Genomic DNA, 20,236 nt, shown 5'->3' with positions numbered 1-20,236 from the left:
ATTAGAGTTGTTCATCATCATCTACAGAAAACAAATTCACATCATTTAAAATATCATTCGCTCTTTCGAAATCTTCGGTTTTGACAAACATTTTGATACCTCCAAAAAGATTGCTGTACATCGTCGAATCAATAAGATTTTGGTCTCTCATAAACACTTCAATTCCCTGGCTTTCTAATTTACCTTGGTAAATAATAGCTTCGCTTGAATACTGAAAGCGACGTAGCATTTTGAATTTTTCTTCTTCCATAACTTAAAAAACAAAGGTAGCTAACAATTCCAACACATTGGAGATTTCACTTTCCGAATTATAAGAGTGCAGACAAAAACGCAAACGTTCCTGACCTTCGGGAACTGTTGGAGATACTATTGGACGAACATCAAAACCTTTTTGCTGGAGTTGGTTTGCAATCTTTTTTACATTTTCATTTCCCGGAATGATAGCACATTGAATTGCCGATTTGCTATAGACAAACATCGGTTTCATACCTAAACGCATTTTCTCCTGATTAAAGAAAATGATGTTGGCCTTTAATTGTTCAAGAGCTTCTTTCCCTTTTGTCAAATGTTTGTACGATTGCAAAATAGTAGCAACTGAATGAGGAGAAAGGCCTGTGGTGTATACAAAACTTCGGGCAAAGTTGACCAAATAACTTTTCAATTCCTGACTTCCTAAAATGGCTGCACCATGGCAACCCATTCCTTTTCCGAAAGTCATGATTCGGGCAAAAACTTTGTCCTGCAATCCTAAACTTTGAACCAATCCTTGTCCGCATTCGCCAAAAACTCCGAGTGCATGCGCTTCGTCTACGACTAAATAAGCACCATGTTTTTCAGAAAGATTTGTAAGTTCTTCCATATTTGGGCAATCGCCATCCATAGAAAAAACGCTTTCGGTGACGATGTAAACAGTTATGAGTTCAGAGTTATAAGTTATGAGTTTTTGTAATAAGCGTTCCAAATCTTCCAAGTCATTATGTGAAAACTTATAACTTTTAGCATTGCTCATTTGGATGCCATCACGAATGGAAGCATGACACAATTCGTCGTATAAAATAATATCATTTCGTTGTGGCACGGAACTGAAAAAACCAACATTGGCATCATAACCCGAATTGAAAATCAGTGCGGCTTCAGTTTTATGAAATTGAGCAATATAGTCTTCAGCTTCATTATATAAAGAATGATTTCCCGAAAGCAAACGCGAACCGGTTGCGCCGTTTACTTTTATATTTTTATCTAAAAGAAACTGATGTGTGTCGTGAAAGAGGATTTCGTTTTTGGCAAAGCCGATATAATCATTGGACGCAAAATCGATTAAATCATTAGCAACAGGCAATTGACGCAAGGCGTTATTGGCTTTACGTTGTTCGATTTTTTGTTGGAGTGATTTTGGGAAATGCTTCATATTTACTTAGTCAATTCACCTTGCTTATGCAAGGCTCGTGTCAAATATAGTAAATAGCCCGGATGGCAGCGGTATCCTTTTTCTTTTTTGGAAGAAAAAGATATAGCGAACAGCCGGAAAAGCTTCAAATAAAAAAAGCCCAACAATAATGTTGAGCTTTCTTCTTTTATTTTAAATCGTATTAGTCAGCTAATACAATTACTTTATTGTCTTTCATTTCAATAGTTCCTGAATTGATTTCCAAAAGGTAGTTTTGATCGTTTACTTTGGTAAACTTATCAGCAACCTCTTTGTGGATGTGAAAACTTGGTGCCTCAATTTTGATGGTACCGTGTTTCAAGGTAGAAACTATAGGCGCGTGGTTATTCAAAATTTGGAACGAACCCAATACGCCAGGTAAAGAAACTGAAGTGACTTCGCCTTTGAATAATGTAGCTTCCGGTGATACTATTTCTAAAATCATATGATTAGTTATGAGTTTTGAGTTATGAGTTTTGAGTTATGAGTTATAAGTTAGAGATTGAACTCATAATTTATAACTCATAATTCATAATTATATTAAGCTTCCGCTAACATTTTTTGTCCTGCTTCGATAGCTTCTTCGATTGTTCCTTTAAGGTTGAATGCAGCTTCAGGCAAGTGATCTAATTCACCATCAATAATCATGTTGAATCCTTTGATTGTTTCTTTAATATCAACCAATACTCCAGGAATACCTGTAAATTGTTCCGCTACGTGGAAAGGTTGAGATAAGAAACGTTGCACTCTACGTGCTCTTGATACAGCTAATTTATCATCTTCTGATAACTCTTCCAATCCAAGGATGGCGATGATATCCTGAAGTTGTTTGTATTTTTGAAGTATCTCTTTTACTCTTTGTGCACAGTTGTAGTGATCATCACCTAAGATTTGAGCTGTAAGGATTCTTGAAGTTGAATCTAGTGGATCCACCGCAGGATAAATACCAAGCTCAGCAATTTTACGAGACAATACTGTTGTTGCATCTAAGTGGGCAAATGTTGTTGCCGGTGCAGGGTCAGTTAAGTCATCCGCAGGAACGTAAACCGCTTGTACAGATGTAATCGAACCTTTGTTTGTAGATGTAATTCTTTCCTGCATCGCACCCATCTCAGTTGCCAATGTTGGTTGGTAACCTACAGCAGATGGCATACGGCCTAAAAGAGCCGATACCTCAGAACCTGCCTGTGTAAAACGGAAGATATTGTCAACGAAGAAAAGTACGTCTTTACCTTGGTCTGAACCAGCACCATCACGGAAATACTCAGCGATAGATAATCCTGAAAGGGCAACACGTGCTCTTGCTCCAGGTGGCTCATTCATTTGTCCGAAAACGAAAGTAGCTTTAGACTCTCTCATTCCTGGTTTATCAACTTTAGATAAATCCCATCCTCCATTTTCCATAGAGTGCATGAAATCTTCTCCATATTTTATAATTCCTGATTCCAACATCTCACGAAGTAAATCGTTTCCTTCACGTGTTCTTTCACCAACTCCTGCGAATACAGAAAGTCCACCGTGACCTTTAGCGATATTGTTAATCAATTCCTGAATCAATACTGTTTTACCAACTCCGGCACCACCGAACAATCCAATTTTACCACCTTTTGCATAAGGCTCAATCAAATCGATTACTTTGATACCTGTGAATAATACTTCTGTAGAAGTTGATAAATCTTCAAATTTTGGAGCCGGACGGTGAATAGAAACACCATTTTCACCAGCTTTAGGCAAATCACCTAATCCATCGATAGCATCTCCAATAACATTGAACAAACGTCCGTAAACATCTGCTCCGATTGGCATTTGAATTGGAGCTCCTGTAGCATTTACAGCTGTTCCTCTGCTCAATCCGTCAGTTGCTTCCATAGAGATAGTACGTACTGTGTTTTCACCAATATGTGATTGCACTTCAAGTACTAAAATTGAACCATTTTTGTTAACGATTTCTAATGAGTCATAGATTTTTGGTAGTTCAACATCTTTAGTATCAAATACTACGTCTACTACTGGGCCAATGATTTGGGAAACTTTTCCTATTGCTTTTGACATTGTTTATGTATTTATTAAATAGCTGTTTAGGTTTGAATAAAACATTCTTTTTTCAGAGCGCAAAGATAATTTTTATAAATCGAATAATCAATAATTATTTTATAAAAAAAAGAAGATTTTTTGAATCGTCCTAAAAACAAAAAACCATCCCAATTAAACGGGATGGTTTGATTTAATAAAAACCCTTTTTTTATAAGACTGGAGGAAATAAAATCTGGTATTGTCCCAAATTCACTCCTTTTAAATTAGATCCAAATTTTTCATTAATCGCTTCTAAAAATTTATTAGCAATCAAAGCATAACCTTTTGAGCTTGGATGAACTCCATCTAATGAGAAGGTGTTTCCTGTTACATAAGCTGATGTCATAGTGTACCCATTTTGTACAATACCCACGGTGCTTAATGAAGCCATTATTGTTTTAGCATCAACTAGTGCTATTTGGTCACTGTGGTCAGTAGCTGCATTTTGAATCGTTGTATTGTAAGCATCTGTTGCTATTTTTACTTCATCGATTTCTCTTTTAGATAAAACCCAATTGTCAGCCAATGGAACAGAAACCCCATTTACCTGTAAAGGATTACCTCCTACTGTAGTTCCAATAAAACTTCTTGCTGGTAAAATAATTAAATCTTCGCTAGTTGCCTGACGGTAAGATGGAATTCCAACCGCTGTTAAATCGGTTAAATATTCATCTACAATAACCACTCTGTTTGTGCTTGATGCTGAGAAAGAAATAGTTCTTTGAGCTACTTCAGCTGCCGTTAAGTATCCTAATGACTGAGCATATAATAATCCATTATTATATGTAGTATAGCCTGAATTCAATAGAGAAGCTGTTCCTGCGTCTAAAGGAACCGGATTGTAAGGAACTGTTGTAAAATATGGCAATGCATTAACGTATGGTAAATTAGCTATAACTCCTTTTCTACCTCCGGCAGTTAATTTAGTAATCAAACCATTATAAGCAAGATCAAAAGTTGCCGGTGGCGTAATTGGACTAGTGCTTACACCTCCTGAGGTAGCATAACCCAACACATCATTTCCGCCAATCCACAAAGAGAAGAAAGTAGGATTAGTGGCAACAGCATCATCTACTACAGTAGCCATAGGAGAAGATGCAATTCTTGCAAAATAAGGATTTCCTGCTGAGCTTCCATAACCCGCTAAATCTAAGGTAACAACCTTAGCTCCCGGAATTCCGAAATTGTTAAATGGTCCTGTTAAGTGGGTTGTAATATCCGTTGAAGAAGTTCCTGCAACTGGTGTTGGAACATTTCCGGGAGCTAAATACAATCTCGGGCCAAATTGTGGAATTTGAGTTCCTCCCAATGAAAAACCTCCAATATTATCATTCATAAACGGAATTACAAATTCACCTCCGCCAACTAAAGCAAACTGTTGCGATAAGATACTTGGATAGGAGTTTTGCTGACCTGCGATGAATAAAGCATTGTCTGAAAAACCTGCCGCAAATGAATCTCCTAGAGCAACATATTTAGAAAAATCTGCTAAGCCAGCTGTTAAAGGCAAACCGTCTGATGAATCCGGATTAACAACTGTTTCATCATCACTACTACATGCTACAAAGGTTAACGAAACCAATAATAGCCATTTGAAATTTTTTATCATAACTTTTAAATTATATATTGTTATTGATTATTATGGATTAATTGTTATAGAAGCAAACCATTGTTGTCCAATAGCTCCTGCTCCAATTACTTGAATGTAGTCTTCTCCGAATAAGTTATTAGCTCCAACTTTTAAAACTGATTTCAATTTTGGAATTGCATAATTAATTTGGGCATCAAAAACCACGTTCTCCGGAACCATACCATCGGCAAAAGAAGATTGCCATAAGTATTCAGTATTCCATCTTACGTTGGTATTAAATCCAAAGTTTTTAAATAATTTTTGGTTACCCAAAGACGCTTTCACTCTGTGTTTTGGCGTGTTAAAACTTGGGATAAAACTTGGATCTTTAGCTTGGTCAAAAGTATACTCGGCATAATTATAATTTGCGCTTAACTCAAAGTCTTTATACACTTTTTTAGACAAACCAATCCCGAATCCCATTGAAGTAACTTCCGCTTTAGAGTTGTTGTACACTTGGTAAACTCTTCTGTCTCCGTTTGAAAGAGCGGCTACCGGAGCATAGGTTGCTAAGTTTGTTGGATCAAATGTGTTTACATCTCCATAGTAAGGTGCGACAACTCTTGATTGATTTAAAAAGTCATTGTAAATATTGTAATATCCTGTGATATCAACTGTTAAATCATTTTTAATAACCGAACGATAACCAACATCAAATGCTTGTACTCTTTCCGGTTTAACTAAATCAATATCGGCAACATCCAGAATTGCTGCTGCTGTTGGCAAAGGTTGTCCAGCGGCAACAGCGGCAGAAAATGCTTGTACAGAAGTTAAAGTAAAGGAATTGCCATAAGCATTAACTCCTGATAATGTAGCAGTAGCTTCACCACCGTTAACTACTTGTCCAGCGGCACTTACATCAAATGTTTCCACATATCTTGTTAAGTTGTCCGGTGCTGATCCAATCAAAGCGAATGGCCCTAAATTCAAACCAATGTATTGATCCTGCGTAGTTGGATTTCTAAATCCTGTTTGGTAAGATGCTCTGAAGTTGTGTTGTTTATTAGCTCCTGCAGCATATACAAAGGAAACTCTTGGGGAGACGAAACCATCGAAGTTTTGTGATTTATCATAACGCACAGAACCCGTAAATTTCAAACGACCTTCTTTCATTAATTTCTTTTGCAATTGTGCATACGCACCATATTCATCATATCTAAGTGGACCATCATAATCTGTAAAAATTGTTCCGCTTGAATTCATTTCATATTGTCTGTAAGAACCTCCTAATTGAATTTCAGCTACCTTGATAATGTCTTTAAAATTATAATTCACATCGGCATGATATAATTTAGATTGGTCTTGAAATTTAGAACCTGTAACTAAATTCGGGTCTGCTGACACTGAAGCTAATGCACTTGCATACTCAGGCGTACCTGGTAAAAATCTTCCTGTATCTGCTGTTGTTCTTGCAATTGCATGCGCTTGTTGAGGCGTTGCTCCACCTAAAGTTGATTGGATATATGCTCCGGCATATTGTCCGAACCACGTTTGGTCATCTTTCCACGCACGGTTAACATTCCATGCTGCAAAACGCATATCATATGAATCTCCTGCATTTTCATCAGTTATATATCCTCTGACAAAATAATTTTTCCCTTTAAACTCAAGTCTGGTTTGATTTATAAAGAAGTTTTTCAAAGCATATCTATTAGCTCCTTGATAAATGGTATTTCCTAAACCTAATTTATGTTGGAAAATAATTTCATTATCATCAGCCCATGGTTTAAAGTGTAATGAGAAATCGGCTTTGACACTTTTAATACCGTTATCATTTAAGTCTTTTTCTGCATAACCGGTTCTGGCCACATTATAGTTTGGTAACAAGTTAACTGCTGATGCCGGTATTAAACCTAAATTAGCCAATGATATTCCAACACTTTTAATATTTGTTGACACCTCATCACCATATACGTTTAATCCATCATAATTTGGATTTGGATCTGAACCTACGTTATTAACCGTTAGATCTTTTCTGTCATCAGCAATCCATTCGGTTGCTTTCATAAAAGTAAAATTGGCTTTAGCTGCAAAATGTTTGGTAAAAGCATGTGCTGCTCTAATTCCAAAATCCCAATAATCATTGGTTCCTGCAACTTCCTGTGTGGTTTGACCGTATTTGAAATAGAAGCTCAGCCCTTGATTTGTAAACGGGCTTTTGCTATTCATAAACATGATTCCGTTGAAAGCATTTGCACCATATAATGCAGAAGATGCTCCGGGAAGAAGTTCAACATTGGCAACATCCAATTCAGAAACTCCAATTAAGTTTCCTAACACAAAGTTTAGGGCTGGAGATGAATTGTCCATACCATCAACCAATTGTAAAAATCGGGTATTAGCAACTGTGGCAAATCCACGCGTATTGATTGATTTAAAAGAGAAACTACTTGTATTGAAGTGAACTTCTTTTAGATTTTCAAGACCATCGTAATAAGTCGCTGCTGTAGTGTTTTTGATTTCTCTCAAACTCATTCTTTCGATAGTCACCGGAGATTCTAAAACTCTCTCAGGTGTTCTCGATGCAGAGACAACGATTTCATCTAGTTTATTTTCTTCATCATTTAAAGCTACACTAACATTTTGATTATTTGATGTAACGCTAACCTTTTTACTTCCGTAGCCTACACTCGAAATTTCGATGTCAAAAGGAGGCTTTTTAGTGGTTGTTAATTTAAAATTTCCATCACTGTCGGTTACAGTTCCGGAACTTTCACCAGCCACCTTAACATTAGCTCCGGGAACTGGTTGGTTCTTACTGTCTTTTACCGAACCCGATATTGAAGTTTGCGCAAAGGTAATGCCGCAAAAAAACAATGAAACGATAAATAAATAGATCTTCATTTGGTTATAATTTTGTTGGTTTAAGAAGCCAAAGTACAAATATTTTTTTTACATTATTAAAAAACCTTGGGTATTTTTATTAATAATTTATTTTAAAGTTTCCTTAGTGATAATATGGCATTTGGGCGCTTTTTTAAGTTTTTATTAACGATTTGGCATTATTACTAAAAAAAATACTATGCGCACATACAAAATGAAACTTTCATTAAATTAATCCTAAAATTTTGAGCAAAAAAAAGCGAGACTATGTCTCGCTTTTTGGTTGTTTTATGTTGATAACTATTCTACAGTAACCGATTTTGCCAAGTTTCTTGGTTGATCCACATTGCATCCTCTCATTACCGCAATATGGTAAGATAATAATTGCAATGGAATTGTTGTAATTAGTGGTGATAGTGCATCCGAAGTTTCAGGGATTTCAATAACGTGATCGGCTAATCCTTTTACTTGTGTATCACCTTTGGTAACTATAGCAATGATTTTACCACTTCTTGATTTAATCTCCTGGATATTACTTACTACTTTATCATAATGCCCTTGTTTTGGAGCAATAACAATTACAGGCATTTGCTCATCTATTAAGGCAATTGGCCCGTGCTTCATTTCAGCAGCAGGATAACCTTCAGCGTGAATATATGATATCTCTTTAAGTTTCAATGCACCTTCCAAAGCAACCGGGAAATTATAACCTCTGCCTAGATATAAACAGTTGGTTGCGGCTTTAAATTTAGTTGCTATTTCTTTTGCTTTTTCATTCGTTGATGTTAATGCTTCAGCTACTTTTTCAGGGATAACTTCTAATTCTTGTAAATAACGATGGAAATCAGAATTTGATAATGTTCCTTTGGCTTTGGCCAAACGCAAAGCTATCATTGTCAATACCGTTATCTGAGTTGTAAAGGCTTTGGTTGATGCTACGCCAATTTCAGGTCCGGCATGCGTATAGGCACCTGCGTTTGTTTCTCTTGAAATAGAAGAACCAACCACGTTGCATACTCCAAATACAAAAGCTCCTTTTTCTTTGGCTAACTTAATGGCGGCCAAAGTATCGGCTGTTTCTCCGGATTGTGATATGGCAATCACCACATCATTCTTATTGATTATCGGATTTCTATATCTAAATTCCGATGCATATTCAACCTCAACAGGTATTCTTGCAAACTCTTCTATAACATATTCGGCAACTAATCCGGCATGCCATGATGTACCGCAAGCTACGATTAGGATTCTGTCGGCATGAAGGAATTTTTCAAGATTGTCTTCTACACCCGCCATTTGAATAATACCTTGATTAGCCAAAAGTCTTCCTCTGTAAGTATCCTTTATAACATTAGGCTGTTCGTAGATTTCTTTCAGCATGAAATGGTCGTAACCGCCTTTTTCAATTTGCTCCAAATTCATTTGAAGTTCCTGAATATAAGGGTCAACCAAAGAATCATCTTTAATTTTTCTAATCTTCAATGGTTTGTGCAATCTTACGATAGCCATTTCCTCATCTTCTAAATAAATAGCATTCGAAGTGTATTCAATGAAAGGAGAAGCATCAGAAGCAATGAAAAATTCATCTTCTCCAACTCCAATCGCTATTGGGCTTCCTAATCTTGCTACGATAATTTCGTCCGGATTTTCTTTGTCAAAAACACAGATGGCATATGCTCCGACAACTTGGTTTAAAGCAATTTGAACCGCTTTTCCGAGTTTAATTTTTTCTTTCTTTTTTACGTCTTCAATTAAGTTAACCAAGACCTCGGTATCTGTATCTGAAGTAAAAGTATAGCCTCTTTTTAGTAATTCCTTTTTTAACGGCTCGTAATTTTCGATGATTCCATTGTGGATAATTACTATGTTCCCTGAATTGGATACATGCGGATGTGAATTGATATCATTTGGAACACCGTGAGTTGCCCAACGTGTGTGTCCCATTCCAATGGAAGCTTTAGAGGAAGCAATGGCTTTCGACTTCTCTTCGAGGTCAGAAACTTTTCCTTTGGTTTTAGCAATTTTAAGTTCATTGCCATCGCATAACATTACTCCCGCACTGTCATAGCCTCTATACTCTAATCTTTTTAACCCTTTTATTACAATTGGGTATGCTTCTCTAAATCCGATATAACCAACAATTCCACACATAACATTGAATATTAATTAGGTTTTGTATAATAAATTTTTAGTCTCATTTTTTTATCCTCCGGAACTGCAGGGCTTGTCCCGTATAAAACAGTTCCCAACTGATTCAACACCGACATTGACGGTGCTCTATCGAAGTTGGCATTTGGAGTTCTTAGTTTAGAAAGACCAATACTGTTGATGTTTTCAGTAACCGACAATCCCAAACGAACATTGGTAGAATCATTTTTAATTAAATTCCTAACATAGTTCGTTATTCTTATTCTATATCTTTTACCTCTGTCTCCTCTTCCATCGTTTACATCTTCGGTTTGAATAATTCCGTCGTGGATAAATTTATTAAATTTAGGGTTACTTCCGTTACTTGTATAATCATACGTATAATCAACCAAGATATTTTTATTTGTCAGGTCATATAAAAAAATACGGTTCGGTTCAACAGGCAGATTAGTTGCCGGGAAATTGTTTGACATTGCTGCTTTATCTACGTAAAAAGTTAGATTTGCTTCGTTAATTAACCAACCGTTAAATTTAATATCATCTATCTCATCTGAAATACCATTTGGTCCTGTGAGGTTATATTTGGGATTGGCAGCACTAATTGGAAGACTTTCGTTATAATTTTCATTAAGCACATATCCTTTCAAATCGGTTGTGCCAAATAAATCTATAAAAGCCATTGCGCCTTCTCCTCCTTTTAAATATAGTCGCGATGCTTCTTGTGAGCTATTGGCAGCATTCAGATAATCAATGTTTTCATTAGAATTTTGCAACAAACTAATAGAATTTCCTGTAAGGTTTAACGGGAATGTTTTACTTACTCTTTCCTTTCTGTATTCATTTACATCTGGCGTGGTTACATTATCAGGAGTAATTTGATCTTCTTTGTAATATATCGTAATTTTTCCTGCTTTGAAATTAATCATAGCCATGTTACCAGGATTTCCGTTTTCAACTTTAAAATAAATCCCTCTGAAATAATTTTTAAAATTGGCTAGAGAAGCTAATTGACCCGCTGGTGCATTTAAAATTTTATCATAAAAAACATCGGTTCTCAAATGCAATCTCATTGATGGCAAGTAACGCGTGTATTTTTTAGTAACTCCATCTTCTTCATAGGTTGTTAATTTGTGCTCTCTTTTGTCAAAATAAAAGTTCTCGTTTTCACGGCCGTCAGCATTGTGTGTCCCTTCTGAACCAGTAGGCGGATTAGTGAGAGGGGCATTATTTAACAAAACCGGAATTTTATTATTATCAATCAGACTGTTTTGATCGGTATAAAACAACTGTTGCTCTGCTAAAGATTGAGCTGGATCTAAATCTCTTAAAAAATAATTAGATTGATAAACGCTCAACTTAAACTTTGAATCAGGCAGATTGGTATCTTTATCATATGGTTTTGCTCCAAAAATTGAATCTAACACATAATCTTTTGTGCCATCAGAATTCGTTTTATCTAAGGTTTTGAAATACGGAATATCCATAATCACACTATCAATAACCGGAAGATCTTCATAAAGTGTTGGATCAGTATTGTTAAAAACAGGATTAATATTCGATAATTCTACCTGAGTTACATAGTTGGCTTGTGTAGTTCCGAAAGCAGGATTTGAATAAAATCCAAGAGGGCTTATAGGTAAATTATTTGAGGCAATAGCACCAAGTTTTTGATTGTATGCTTTAACGGTCCAAGTAGTACTGTCAACATCAAACCCGAAGTGGTCATCACCCACTATGTCAGTTCCTAATTCATTAAAATCTTTATCGCAAGAGGCGAAAATTATAGTTATTAATCCAACAATTAAAATTGGGCGTAAAATTGATTTTTTGTACATAAAAAATATCTGTTTTTTTTAAGAAAGCATACCTTTATAAAAGTTGGTATATGCTTCGGTCATTTTGTCTTTCGAGGCGAAAGGTAAAAAAGGTTTTCCTGAAGATTCTATAAATTTTGTTAAACTTGACGACACATTTTCAGAGGCAATAACAACCGCGTCTGAGTGGTTTACAGCAGCTTTTATAAGGTTTTCGTAATTAGGTAATTCTAATTCCTGAATAGCATCTTGAGGCACGCCGTCAAACTTTATTTTGTTTATCATTTCTGTATCTAAACTTCCATCAAAAGACTGGCTGTATACCGAAGTAACTATTTTAGTTTCAGAAAACAAGGCTTCGTCTTTATAATAATGTTTCATGTAGATAGGCAACAAACTCGCCAACCAGCCGTGAACATGAATAATATCCGGAACCCAATTTAATTTCTTAACGGTTTCGACAACACCTTTAGCAAAGAATATTGCTCTTTCATCATTATCAGGATAAAGCACACCATCTTCATCACTAAAAGTGGCTTTTCTCTTGAAATACTCATCATTATCTATAAAATAAACCTGAATTCTTTCTTTTGGGATAGAGGCTACTTTGATTATCAAAGGCATATCCAAATCGTTAACTACTAAATTCATTCCCGACAAGCGAATTACCTCGTGTAATTGATGTCTTCTTTCATTAATATTGCCATATCTTGGCATAAAAATTCTAATCTGTCCTCCTTGATCATTTATCATTTTGGGAACATCATACGACAGTAAAGAAACCTCATTTTCAGCCAAATACGGCACCACTTCAGATGATACATACAATATCCTCTTATCTTCCATAATCTAATCTACTTTATTTATTGGCAATAAAAAACAGGCAAAAGTACAAAAATTTATGCAGTTATTTATGAAAATGGTAAGTTTGCAACTCATTTACCGAAAGCCAATGCTCCTTTTTAACACTCAAAACGAATTAGTATCTCATCTTAATTCTGTTTCAAACAAAGAAACTTCTATTGGTTTTGTCCCTACAATGGGTGCGCTTCACGAAGGACATCTTTCATTATTGGCAGAAGCGCTCCAACATAACTCATTGGTTGTCGTAAGTATTTTTGTCAATCCGACACAGTTTAACAATGCTGAGGATTTGGCAAAATATCCTAAAACATTAGACAAAGACATCGAAAAAATAAATAAGATTTCCAAGGATGTTATCGTCTTTGCGCCAAGTGTAGATGATATTTATGAAGGGAAAACGGTTTCACAACATTTCAATTTTGACGGATTAGAAAATCAGATGGAGGGCAAGTTTCGTCCCGGACATTTTGACGGTGTCGGAACTATCGTAAAGCGTCTTTTTGAAATAGTAAAACCTACTAATGCCTACTTTGGCGAAAAAGATTTTCAGCAATTGCAGATTGTCAAAAAAATGGTTAAAAAAGCCAAGCTGCAGGTTAACGTAATTGGTTGCCCAATTTTCAGAGAATCCAATGGTTTGGCCATGAGTTCCCGTAACGAAAGGTTATCAGCTGATGAACGAAAAGAAGCAGCCATCATCTATAAAACTATTTCGCAGGCCAAGGATTTATTCAAAACCAAATCGGCCACAGCAGTAACAGAATATGTTGTAAAAACATTCGGGAAGCAGAGTCGTTTTGAATTAGAATATTTTCAAATTGCCGATGAAGCAACTTTATTGCCTTGTATCAGAAAAAGTAAATCCAAAAAATATCGCGCTTTCATCGCAGTTTTTGTTAACAAAATCAGATTGATTGATACGATTTCATTAAATTAATTTACTTTTGCGCCATGCAAATTGAAGTAGTAAAATCTAAAATTCACAGGGTAAAAGTTACCGGTGCCGATTTAAATTATATTGGCAGTATCACTATTGACGAAACCTTAATGGAAGCGGCAAATTTAATTGAAGGCGAAAAAGTTTCCATTGTAAATGTCAATAACGGAGAACGTTTTGATACCTATGTTATAAAAGGCACAAAAAATTCGGGTGATATTACACTTAATGGTCCGGCAGCAAGAAAAGTTCACAAAGGCGACATTATCATTATTATGTCGTATGCTTTAATGGATTTTGAAGAAGCAAAAAAATTCAAACCTTGGTTGGTTTTTCCAAACGAAACTAATAATTCCCTGACCTAAAATCTCTTGAAAAAACAAATCGGTAAATGGTTGACGATTCTCATTCCTCTTTTTATAGGAATCGGAATCATATATTATCAATATACAACTTTGACACCTGATGAAATTGAGAAGATAAAAATCAGTTTTGAAAAGGCAAATTACTACTATATTTTATTGTCGTTGTTAATTGCCTGCGTGGGTTATTGGTCAAGAGCTTATCGTTGGAAATTTGCACTAAATCATTTGGGTTACGAAACCAAATTCTACAATAATTTCTTTACCGTTTGTGTTTCTTATTTGGTTAACCTGACCGTTCCCCGTTCTGGCGAAATTTCACGTGCTGCTTTATTAAAAAAATATGAAAACGTCCCTTTTGACAAGGCATTCGGAACCATCGTTGCCGAAAGAATAGTCGATTTACTCATCTTTTTTCTTTTTGTTTTTATTGGTTTTGTTTCTCAGTTTGATAAAATTTATCAGTTCCTTTTGAGTCAGCATGTTTCGTTGCAATCCCTAATTATTACCGGATGTGCCGGTATAATAATGTTCTTTATTTTTATCTTGATTTGGATTTATGCCGAATGGGAAATAATCCTAAAACTAAAGAAAAAATTATCAGGATTGGTGGAAGGCATTACTACAGTATATAAAATGAAAGACAAATGGAAATACATTTTTCATTCGTTCTTTATATGGTTTTCCTATTTGATGATGTTTTATGTAGCCATCTTCGCGCTGCCCGAAACTTCGGAAATCAGTTTTGACATTGTAATCATGGGCTTCATTTTTGGCAGCCTGGCTGTTGGTTTTTCAAACGGCGGATTAGGTGCGTATCCTTTTTCTATTGCATTAATTTTTTCCCTTTACGGAATTCCAAAAGATGTCGGTACCGCTTTTGGATGGCTGGCCTGGACTTCACAAACCGTTTTAGCAATTCTTCTCGGATTGATTTCCTATGTTTTGCTTCCTCTTTTAAATAGAAATAAATAATTTTGTTATATTGCCAGTCAATTTAACAAAGTGCTATTTAATCCACCAATCCTACTGTCATGAAAAAAACTATCCTGCTTTTATTTTTCATTTGTACCAACGCTGTTTTTTCGCAAAAAAAAGTTACCGATACCATATCGTCTAAAAGACTAAATGAAGACCGCGAAATTACGATTGGTTTACCGCCATCATACGATAGACATCAGAATCAAAAATATCCTGTTTTAGTATTATTGGATGGTGATTTTCTTTTTGATGCTTTTCAGGGCGCATTGAGTTATGGAAACTACTGGGATGATTTGCCTGAAGTTATTATCGTTGGAATTTCTCAAAACAAAAATAACGAACGCGAAGCTGACTGTGCAGTAGACACTGAAAATGGCCTGCCAACAGAAAAAGGAGAAGCGTTCTTTGAGTTTATCGGACTGGAATTATTACCATATATAGAAAAAAAATACAGAGCAGCACCATTTAAAATGATTGGTGGATTAGACACAACAGCCGGCTTTTTGAACTGCTATCTCTACAAAGACATTCCAACTTTTGATGCCTATATTTCAATGAGCCCGGAACTTCCAACCGGAATGGAAGAACAACTTCCTGAGAGATTAGCAGCCATTCAAAAACCTATTTTTTACTATCATTCTTCTGCCGATGGCGATGTGAAAAAAATGCGTAACCGAATTATTGCTTTGGATGAAGTTGCCAAAAAAATAAACAAGCCGACACTCAATTACAGATTTGACGATTTCAAAGGCGCATCGCATTATTCATTGGTTTTGAATTCTATTCCAAGTGCTTTGTATCAGATATTTTCTGTGTACCAACCAATTTCAACCACAGAATTTAACGAAAAAATCGCTGTGCTTCCATCAGGATACGTCGATTATTTAGCTCAAAAATACGATGTGATTGAAAAGTCTTTTGCACTAAAGTTACCAATTCGTTTAAATGATTTTAAAGCAATAGAAGCCGCCATATTAAAAAACAAAGCCTATCCTGAGTTTGAAAAATTGGCGCAATTAGCCAGAAAAAATTATCCAAAATCAATGCTTGCCGATTATCAAATGGGACAGATGTATGAAAAAACAGGGGAAATGGCTAAAGCGGTTAAATCCTATATGACCGCGTTTCAACGCGAAGAAATTGGCGATTTGACAAAAGACATGATGATTGAAAGAGCGGATGAGTTAAAAAAATCATTGCCTAAAAAAGGAAAACCTGGAAAGAAAGAAACTGCTGCAGAAGAACCTGTTGTGGAAGAAACACCAACAACCGATACGCCGACAGAAGCTGTTCCAACGGATACACCTCCAACTGACGCACCGGCAACCGAAGAGAAAAAGAAAGAATAATGTCTAAAGTAAAAACTACTTTTTTTTGCCAAAATTGCGGTGCTCAATATGCCAAATGGCAAGGCCAATGCAATTCGTGCAAAGAATGGAATACCATTGCCGAAGAGATTATTCAAAAGGAAGAAAAAACAAGTTGGAAACCTTCGAGTACCGATTCTAAAAGAGTTTCAAAACCACTTCGTATTAAAGAAATCGATTCCACTCAGGAAGTGCGAATGGACAGCACTGACGGCGAATTAAATCGTGTGCTTGGCGGCGGAATTGTTCCGGGTTCACTAATCCTTTTAGGCGGAGAACCAGGCATTGGAAAAAGCACCTTGCTGCTGCAGATTTCTTTAAAATTACCTTATAAAACCTTATATGTTTCGGGCGAAGAAAGTCAGAAACAAATCAAAATGCGTGCAGAAAGGATTAATCCGAATAGTGACAATTGCTACATTTTAACCGAAACCAAAACCCAAAATATCTTTCGGCATATTGTAGAAACCGAACCCGATATTGTCATCATCGATTCGATACAAACATTACACACCGATTATATAGAATCCACAGCGGGAAGCATTTCGCAGATTAGGGAAACTACAGCAGAGTTAATAAAGTTTGCCAAAGAAACCAATATTCCGGTTATACTAATTGGCCATATCACCAAAGACGGAAACATTGCCGGACCAAAAATTTTGGAACACATGGTCGACACAGTGCTCCAATTTGAAGGCGACAGAAATCATGTCTACCGAATACTCCGTTCCCTCAAAAACCGTTTTGGTTCTACTGCCGAATTGGGAATTTACGAAATGCAAGGTTCAGGTTTGCGCGAAGTTTCCAATCCATCAGAGATATTAATTTCGCATCGCGAAGAAGAGCTTTCGGGAACGGCAATTGCCTCAACACTGGAAGGCATGCGTCCTTTGATGATAGAAATTCAGGCGTTGGTATCGACCGCAGTTTATGGAACGCCACAACGAAGCACCACAGGTTATAATGCCAAACGACTGAATATGATTTTGGCCGTATTAGAAAAACGTGCCGGCTTCCGTTTGGGAACAAAAGATGTTTTCCTAAATGTAACCGGCGGAATTTCTGTTGATGATCCGGCGATTGATTTGGCTGTTGTTGCTGCAATCTTGTCTTCTAATGAAGATATCGCTGTGGGCAAAGATGTTTGTTTTGCAGGCGAGGTTGGACTTTCGGGCGAAATCCGTCCAATAAACCGTGTTGAGCAACGTATTCAGGAAGCAGAAAAATTAGGTTTTTCAACGATTTTTGTTTCCAAATACAATAAGATTGCGACCAAGTTTCCCGGAATAAAAATCGTTTTGGTGTCCAAAATTGAAGAAGTTGTCGAACAGTTGTTTGGCTAATTTTTTTGACACAATAAAAGCAAAAAAAAATCGTTTTATATAGATTAATATTCTCTTATGAAAACAAAAACTTTACTCTTGCTGTCCTTATTTGCGATTTTAACTTCCTGTTCCAAGCAAGGTCAATTTAGCCAATTTGACACTTTTGGCGAAGAAAACCGTTGGCAAAAATCAGACGCAAAAACCTTTGAATTTGATATAACTGATGATTCTAAACTATACAATCTTACTTTTCGGTTTAGCCACGTTTATGACTATCAGTTTGCCAGTGTTCCGATAAATTTCAGTATTGAAAATCCCGCTGGTGAAAAAGAAGATCACACAATCAATCTAGCTATAAAAGATGATAACGGCAAAGAATTGGGAGAATGCGCAGGCGATGTTTGCGATTTAAATTATAAAGTTGAGGAAAATTTTAAACTCCAAAAAGGGAAATATAAAATTACCTTTTCGCATAGTTTTGAAGGACCATACCTTCCAAATGTAATTGGAATTGGATTGAATGTTGAAAGCGTAAAATGAAAAAAACAAGACAAAAAGCAATCCTTTCTCTCAAAATAATCAGCGTTCTTCTGCTGTTGGGTTTGGTGTTGCTTTTTGCTTTTCGTAATACGATTTTAGACAAAGTCATTCATCGCATTGATGCCAAACTTGAACGCGATTACCAATGTAATTTTACTATACAAAAAGCCGAATTTCATGACTTGACCAATTTGGAATTTCATGACATTTCTCTGGTTCCACATCAAAAAGACACTTTGGTAAGCATAGGTGAATTGAAAACCAGCGTTAGCTTCTGGAAGCTTTTGGTCGGCGATATTCAATTGGGAAAACTCGAAATAAACAAAGGATTTATCCAATTGGTGAAAACCAAAAACGGTAGCAATTTCGATGCTTTTCTACATTCCAAAAAAGAGAAAGACGAAAAAGCCGAAGTGAATTATGCCAAACTTTTAAATCGCATTTCTTCTAAGTTGATGGATTTGGTTCCGACAGACATGCAGGTCAAAGGCTTTGCTTTCAGAATAGACGACAAAGGCAACAAAGTGGTTTTTGATTTTAATGAATTGGCTTTAGCCAATAAAAAACTCACCACAATAATTCAGGTAACTTCGGATAAATTTTCACAACAATGGAGCATCAACGGTTTTGCCGATCCAAGAGACAGAAAAGCCGATTTGACATTTGCCAATGCCAAAAACGACACTATCATAATTCCATATATCGATAAAAAATTTAATCTGAAAAGTGGTTTTAAATCCATTCATTTCAATCTGGAGAATTTAGCAATGAATAGTGGCGAACTGCATATTGAAGGCTATTCTTCGATTCAGGATTTGGTTGTAAATAACCCAAAGATTGCCAATAAAGACGTGATTATAAAAAGCGCCCGTTTTGATTATCACTGGATAGTTGGCGAACGTTTTATGGCATTGGACAGCACTTCTACAGTCCAATTGAATAACATCAAATGCCAACCGTATATATCGTATACCAACGAAAAGGATAAAGTTTATGCGCTCAAATTGAAGATTCCAAAAATGAAGGCGCAGGATTTTATTTCGTCATTGCCAAAAGGATTATTCCGTCACTTTGAAGGTATGGAAGCACAGGGAAATTTTAGTTATGCGTTGAATTTTGAATACAACAATCACAAACCAAAGGATGTAATTTTTACAAGTAAACTTAAGCCCGATGGCATAAAAATTACGAAATATGGCGAAGCCGATTTGAATAAAATCAATGGCAATTTTGTTTATCGCGCTGTTGATAAAGGTGTTTTGCAACGCCCGATTAATGTTGGTCCCGGAAATGGTAATTATACGCCTTTAAGTCTGATGTCACCTTATCTGAAAAAATGTGTGTTGACAAGTGAAGACCCTTCTTTCATGACACATCGCGGATTTATAAACGAAGCATTCCGAGAATCGATTACCAAAAACATCCGAACCAAAAAATTCTCCCGTGGAGCCAGTACGATTAGCATGCAGTTGGTAAAAAATGTTTTTCTGACGCGTGAAAAAACATTGTCAAGAAAGCTCGAAGAGATACTGTTGGTTTATATTTTGGAAAACAACCGAATCAGTTCTAAAGACCGAATGCTGGAAGTGTATTTTAATATCATAGAATGGGGACCAAACGTATACGGAATTGCCGAAGCATCTGAGTTTTATTTTCAAAAAAGACCGTGGGATTTAAACGTAAACCAATGCTTGTTTTTGGCAACAATAATTCCGAATCCGAAAGGTTTTATGGCAAAGTTTGATGCTAACAACAAATTAAAACCGGCGGCAAAACAAACCGAAAAATTCCTAACCAACCTAATGTTCAAACGCAATATTCTGATGGCTAATGACACCATTGGAAATTTTCCATTGGAAATTTCAGGTCGGGCCAAATTTTTTCTGAAACAAAAACCGACGAGTATTGATTCGGACAAAACCCCTGTAGAAGAATTTGAATTTTAG

16 protein-coding genes are annotated in these 20,236 nt (G+C 36.1%); 7 read left to right on the top strand and 9 right to left on the bottom strand.

Annotation, left to right across the window (positions count from 1 at the left end; all coding sequences use genetic code 11):
* Window position 1: 1 nt before the first annotated feature.
* The 9 genes from GS03_RS03990 to GS03_RS03950 form a co-directional block, all read right to left on the bottom strand.
* A complete protein-coding gene (locus GS03_RS03990; protein ID WP_136151280.1) occupies window positions 2–250 on the bottom strand; it encodes a putative signal transducing protein in 249 nt (82 codons plus the stop codon).
* Between the two features lie 3 nt (window positions 251–253).
* Window positions 254–1,408 (bottom strand): aminotransferase class I/II-fold pyridoxal phosphate-dependent enzyme, encoded by a 1,155-nt coding sequence (locus GS03_RS03985; protein WP_136151279.1) that lies wholly within the window; start codon window positions 1,406–1,408, stop codon window positions 254–256.
* 181 nt (window positions 1,409–1,589) lie between these two features.
* Window positions 1,590–1,871, bottom strand: coding sequence for a F0F1 ATP synthase subunit epsilon (locus GS03_RS03980; protein ID WP_136151278.1), 282 nt, complete (start codon window positions 1,869–1,871; stop codon window positions 1,590–1,592).
* A gap of 95 nt (window positions 1,872–1,966) precedes the next feature.
* Window positions 1,967–3,478: a F0F1 ATP synthase subunit beta gene (gene atpD / locus GS03_RS03975; RefSeq protein WP_136151277.1), complete on the bottom strand. Its 1,512-nt coding sequence runs from the start codon at window positions 3,476–3,478 to the stop codon at window positions 1,967–1,969.
* Window positions 3,479–3,668: 190 nt separating this feature from the next.
* Window positions 3,669–5,108: an SGNH/GDSL hydrolase family protein gene (locus GS03_RS03970; protein ID WP_136151276.1), complete on the bottom strand. Its 1,440-nt coding sequence runs from the start codon at window positions 5,106–5,108 to the stop codon at window positions 3,669–3,671.
* Between the two features lie 30 nt (window positions 5,109–5,138).
* The gene (locus GS03_RS03965) at window positions 5,139–7,973 is read right to left on the bottom strand and encodes a TonB-dependent receptor (RefSeq protein WP_136151275.1); all 2,835 of its coding nucleotides are present in this window, start codon (window positions 7,971–7,973) and stop codon (window positions 5,139–5,141) included.
* 279 nt (window positions 7,974–8,252) lie between these two features.
* On the bottom strand, window positions 8,253–10,103 hold the full coding sequence (gene glmS / locus GS03_RS03960; protein WP_136151274.1) for a glutamine--fructose-6-phosphate transaminase (isomerizing): 1,851 nt from the start codon (window positions 10,101–10,103) through the stop codon (window positions 8,253–8,255).
* A gap of 11 nt (window positions 10,104–10,114) precedes the next feature.
* Complete coding sequence (locus GS03_RS03955; RefSeq protein WP_136151273.1) at window positions 10,115–11,935, bottom strand: DUF4270 domain-containing protein; 1,821 nt, start codon at window positions 11,933–11,935, stop codon at window positions 10,115–10,117.
* A gap of 18 nt (window positions 11,936–11,953) precedes the next feature.
* The gene (locus GS03_RS03950) at window positions 11,954–12,760 is read right to left on the bottom strand and encodes a glycogen/starch synthase (RefSeq protein ID WP_136151272.1); all 807 of its coding nucleotides are present in this window, start codon (window positions 12,758–12,760) and stop codon (window positions 11,954–11,956) included.
* A gap of 106 nt (window positions 12,761–12,866) precedes the next feature.
* Here GS03_RS03950 and panC point away from each other — a divergent pair, with 106 nt between their 5' ends.
* From panC to GS03_RS03915, 7 genes are read left to right on the top strand one after another with little or no spacing between them, the layout of a single operon-like run.
* Window positions 12,867–13,715, top strand: a complete 849-nt coding sequence (gene panC / locus GS03_RS03945; protein ID WP_136153055.1) for a pantoate--beta-alanine ligase — start codon at window positions 12,867–12,869, stop codon at window positions 13,713–13,715.
* A 14-nt stretch (window positions 13,716–13,729) separates the two neighbouring features.
* Window positions 13,730–14,080, top strand: a complete 351-nt coding sequence (gene panD / locus GS03_RS03940) for an aspartate 1-decarboxylase (protein ID WP_136151271.1) — start codon at window positions 13,730–13,732, stop codon at window positions 14,078–14,080.
* A 6-nt stretch (window positions 14,081–14,086) separates the two neighbouring features.
* Window positions 14,087–15,052, top strand: coding sequence for a lysylphosphatidylglycerol synthase transmembrane domain-containing protein (locus GS03_RS03935; RefSeq protein WP_136151270.1), 966 nt, complete (start codon window positions 14,087–14,089; stop codon window positions 15,050–15,052).
* Between the two features lie 59 nt (window positions 15,053–15,111).
* Window positions 15,112–16,407, top strand: coding sequence for an alpha/beta hydrolase (locus tag GS03_RS03930; RefSeq protein WP_136151269.1), 1,296 nt, complete (start codon window positions 15,112–15,114; stop codon window positions 16,405–16,407).
* Window positions 16,407–17,768, top strand: coding sequence for a DNA repair protein RadA (gene radA, locus GS03_RS03925; RefSeq protein ID WP_136151268.1), 1,362 nt, complete (start codon window positions 16,407–16,409; stop codon window positions 17,766–17,768). Before GS03_RS03930 ends, radA begins: the two co-directional genes overlap by 1 nt.
* Before the next feature lie 57 nt (window positions 17,769–17,825).
* Window positions 17,826–18,290, top strand: coding sequence for a gliding motility lipoprotein GldH family protein (locus tag GS03_RS03920; protein ID WP_136151267.1), 465 nt, complete (start codon window positions 17,826–17,828; stop codon window positions 18,288–18,290).
* On the top strand, window positions 18,287–20,236 hold the full coding sequence (locus GS03_RS03915; RefSeq protein ID WP_136151266.1) for a transglycosylase domain-containing protein: 1,950 nt from the start codon (window positions 18,287–18,289) through the stop codon (window positions 20,234–20,236). The genes GS03_RS03920 and GS03_RS03915 overlap by 4 nt, the downstream gene beginning before the upstream one ends.

It is taken from the genome of Flavobacterium sangjuense (assembly GCF_004797125.1).
In the GTDB taxonomy this organism is placed as follows: Bacteria; Bacteroidota; Bacteroidia; order Flavobacteriales; family Flavobacteriaceae; genus Flavobacterium; species Flavobacterium sangjuense.
The sequence above is the reverse complement of the archived record's forward strand: the minus strand, read 5'-3'. Positions and strand labels throughout refer to the sequence as shown.

Bases quoted from the DNA above. Each gene is read 5' to 3' on its own strand.
- GS03_RS03990 (WP_136151280.1), bottom strand. From the start codon at position 250: ATGGAAGAAGAAAAATTCAAAATGCTACGTCGCTTTCAGTATTCAAGC.
- GS03_RS03985 (WP_136151279.1), bottom strand. From the start codon at position 1,408: ATGAAGCATTTCCCAAAATCACTCCAACAAAAAATCGAACAACGTAAA.
- GS03_RS03980 (WP_136151278.1), bottom strand. From the start codon at position 1,871: ATGATTTTAGAAATAGTATCACCGGAAGCTACATTATTCAAAGGCGAA.
- atpD (WP_136151277.1), bottom strand. From the start codon at position 3,478: ATGTCAAAAGCAATAGGAAAAGTTTCCCAAATCATTGGCCCAGTAGTA.
- GS03_RS03970 (WP_136151276.1), bottom strand. From the start codon at position 5,108: ATGATAAAAAATTTCAAATGGCTATTATTGGTTTCGTTAACCTTTGTA.
- GS03_RS03965 (WP_136151275.1), bottom strand. From the start codon at position 7,973: ATGAAGATCTATTTATTTATCGTTTCATTGTTTTTTTGCGGCATTACC.
- glmS (WP_136151274.1), bottom strand. From the start codon at position 10,103: ATGTGTGGAATTGTTGGTTATATCGGATTTAGAGAAGCATACCCAATT.
- GS03_RS03955 (WP_136151273.1), bottom strand. From the start codon at position 11,935: ATGTACAAAAAATCAATTTTACGCCCAATTTTAATTGTTGGATTAATA.
- GS03_RS03950 (WP_136151272.1), bottom strand. From the start codon at position 12,760: ATGGAAGATAAGAGGATATTGTATGTATCATCTGAAGTGGTGCCGTAT.
- panC (WP_136153055.1), top strand. From the start codon at position 12,867: ATGCTCCTTTTTAACACTCAAAACGAATTAGTATCTCATCTTAATTCT.
- panD (WP_136151271.1), top strand. From the start codon at position 13,730: ATGCAAATTGAAGTAGTAAAATCTAAAATTCACAGGGTAAAAGTTACC.
- GS03_RS03930 (WP_136151269.1), top strand. From the start codon at position 15,112: ATGAAAAAAACTATCCTGCTTTTATTTTTCATTTGTACCAACGCTGTT.
- radA (WP_136151268.1), top strand. From the start codon at position 16,407: ATGTCTAAAGTAAAAACTACTTTTTTTTGCCAAAATTGCGGTGCTCAA.
- GS03_RS03920 (WP_136151267.1), top strand. From the start codon at position 17,826: ATGAAAACAAAAACTTTACTCTTGCTGTCCTTATTTGCGATTTTAACT.
- GS03_RS03915 (WP_136151266.1), top strand. From the start codon at position 18,287: ATGAAAAAAACAAGACAAAAAGCAATCCTTTCTCTCAAAATAATCAGC.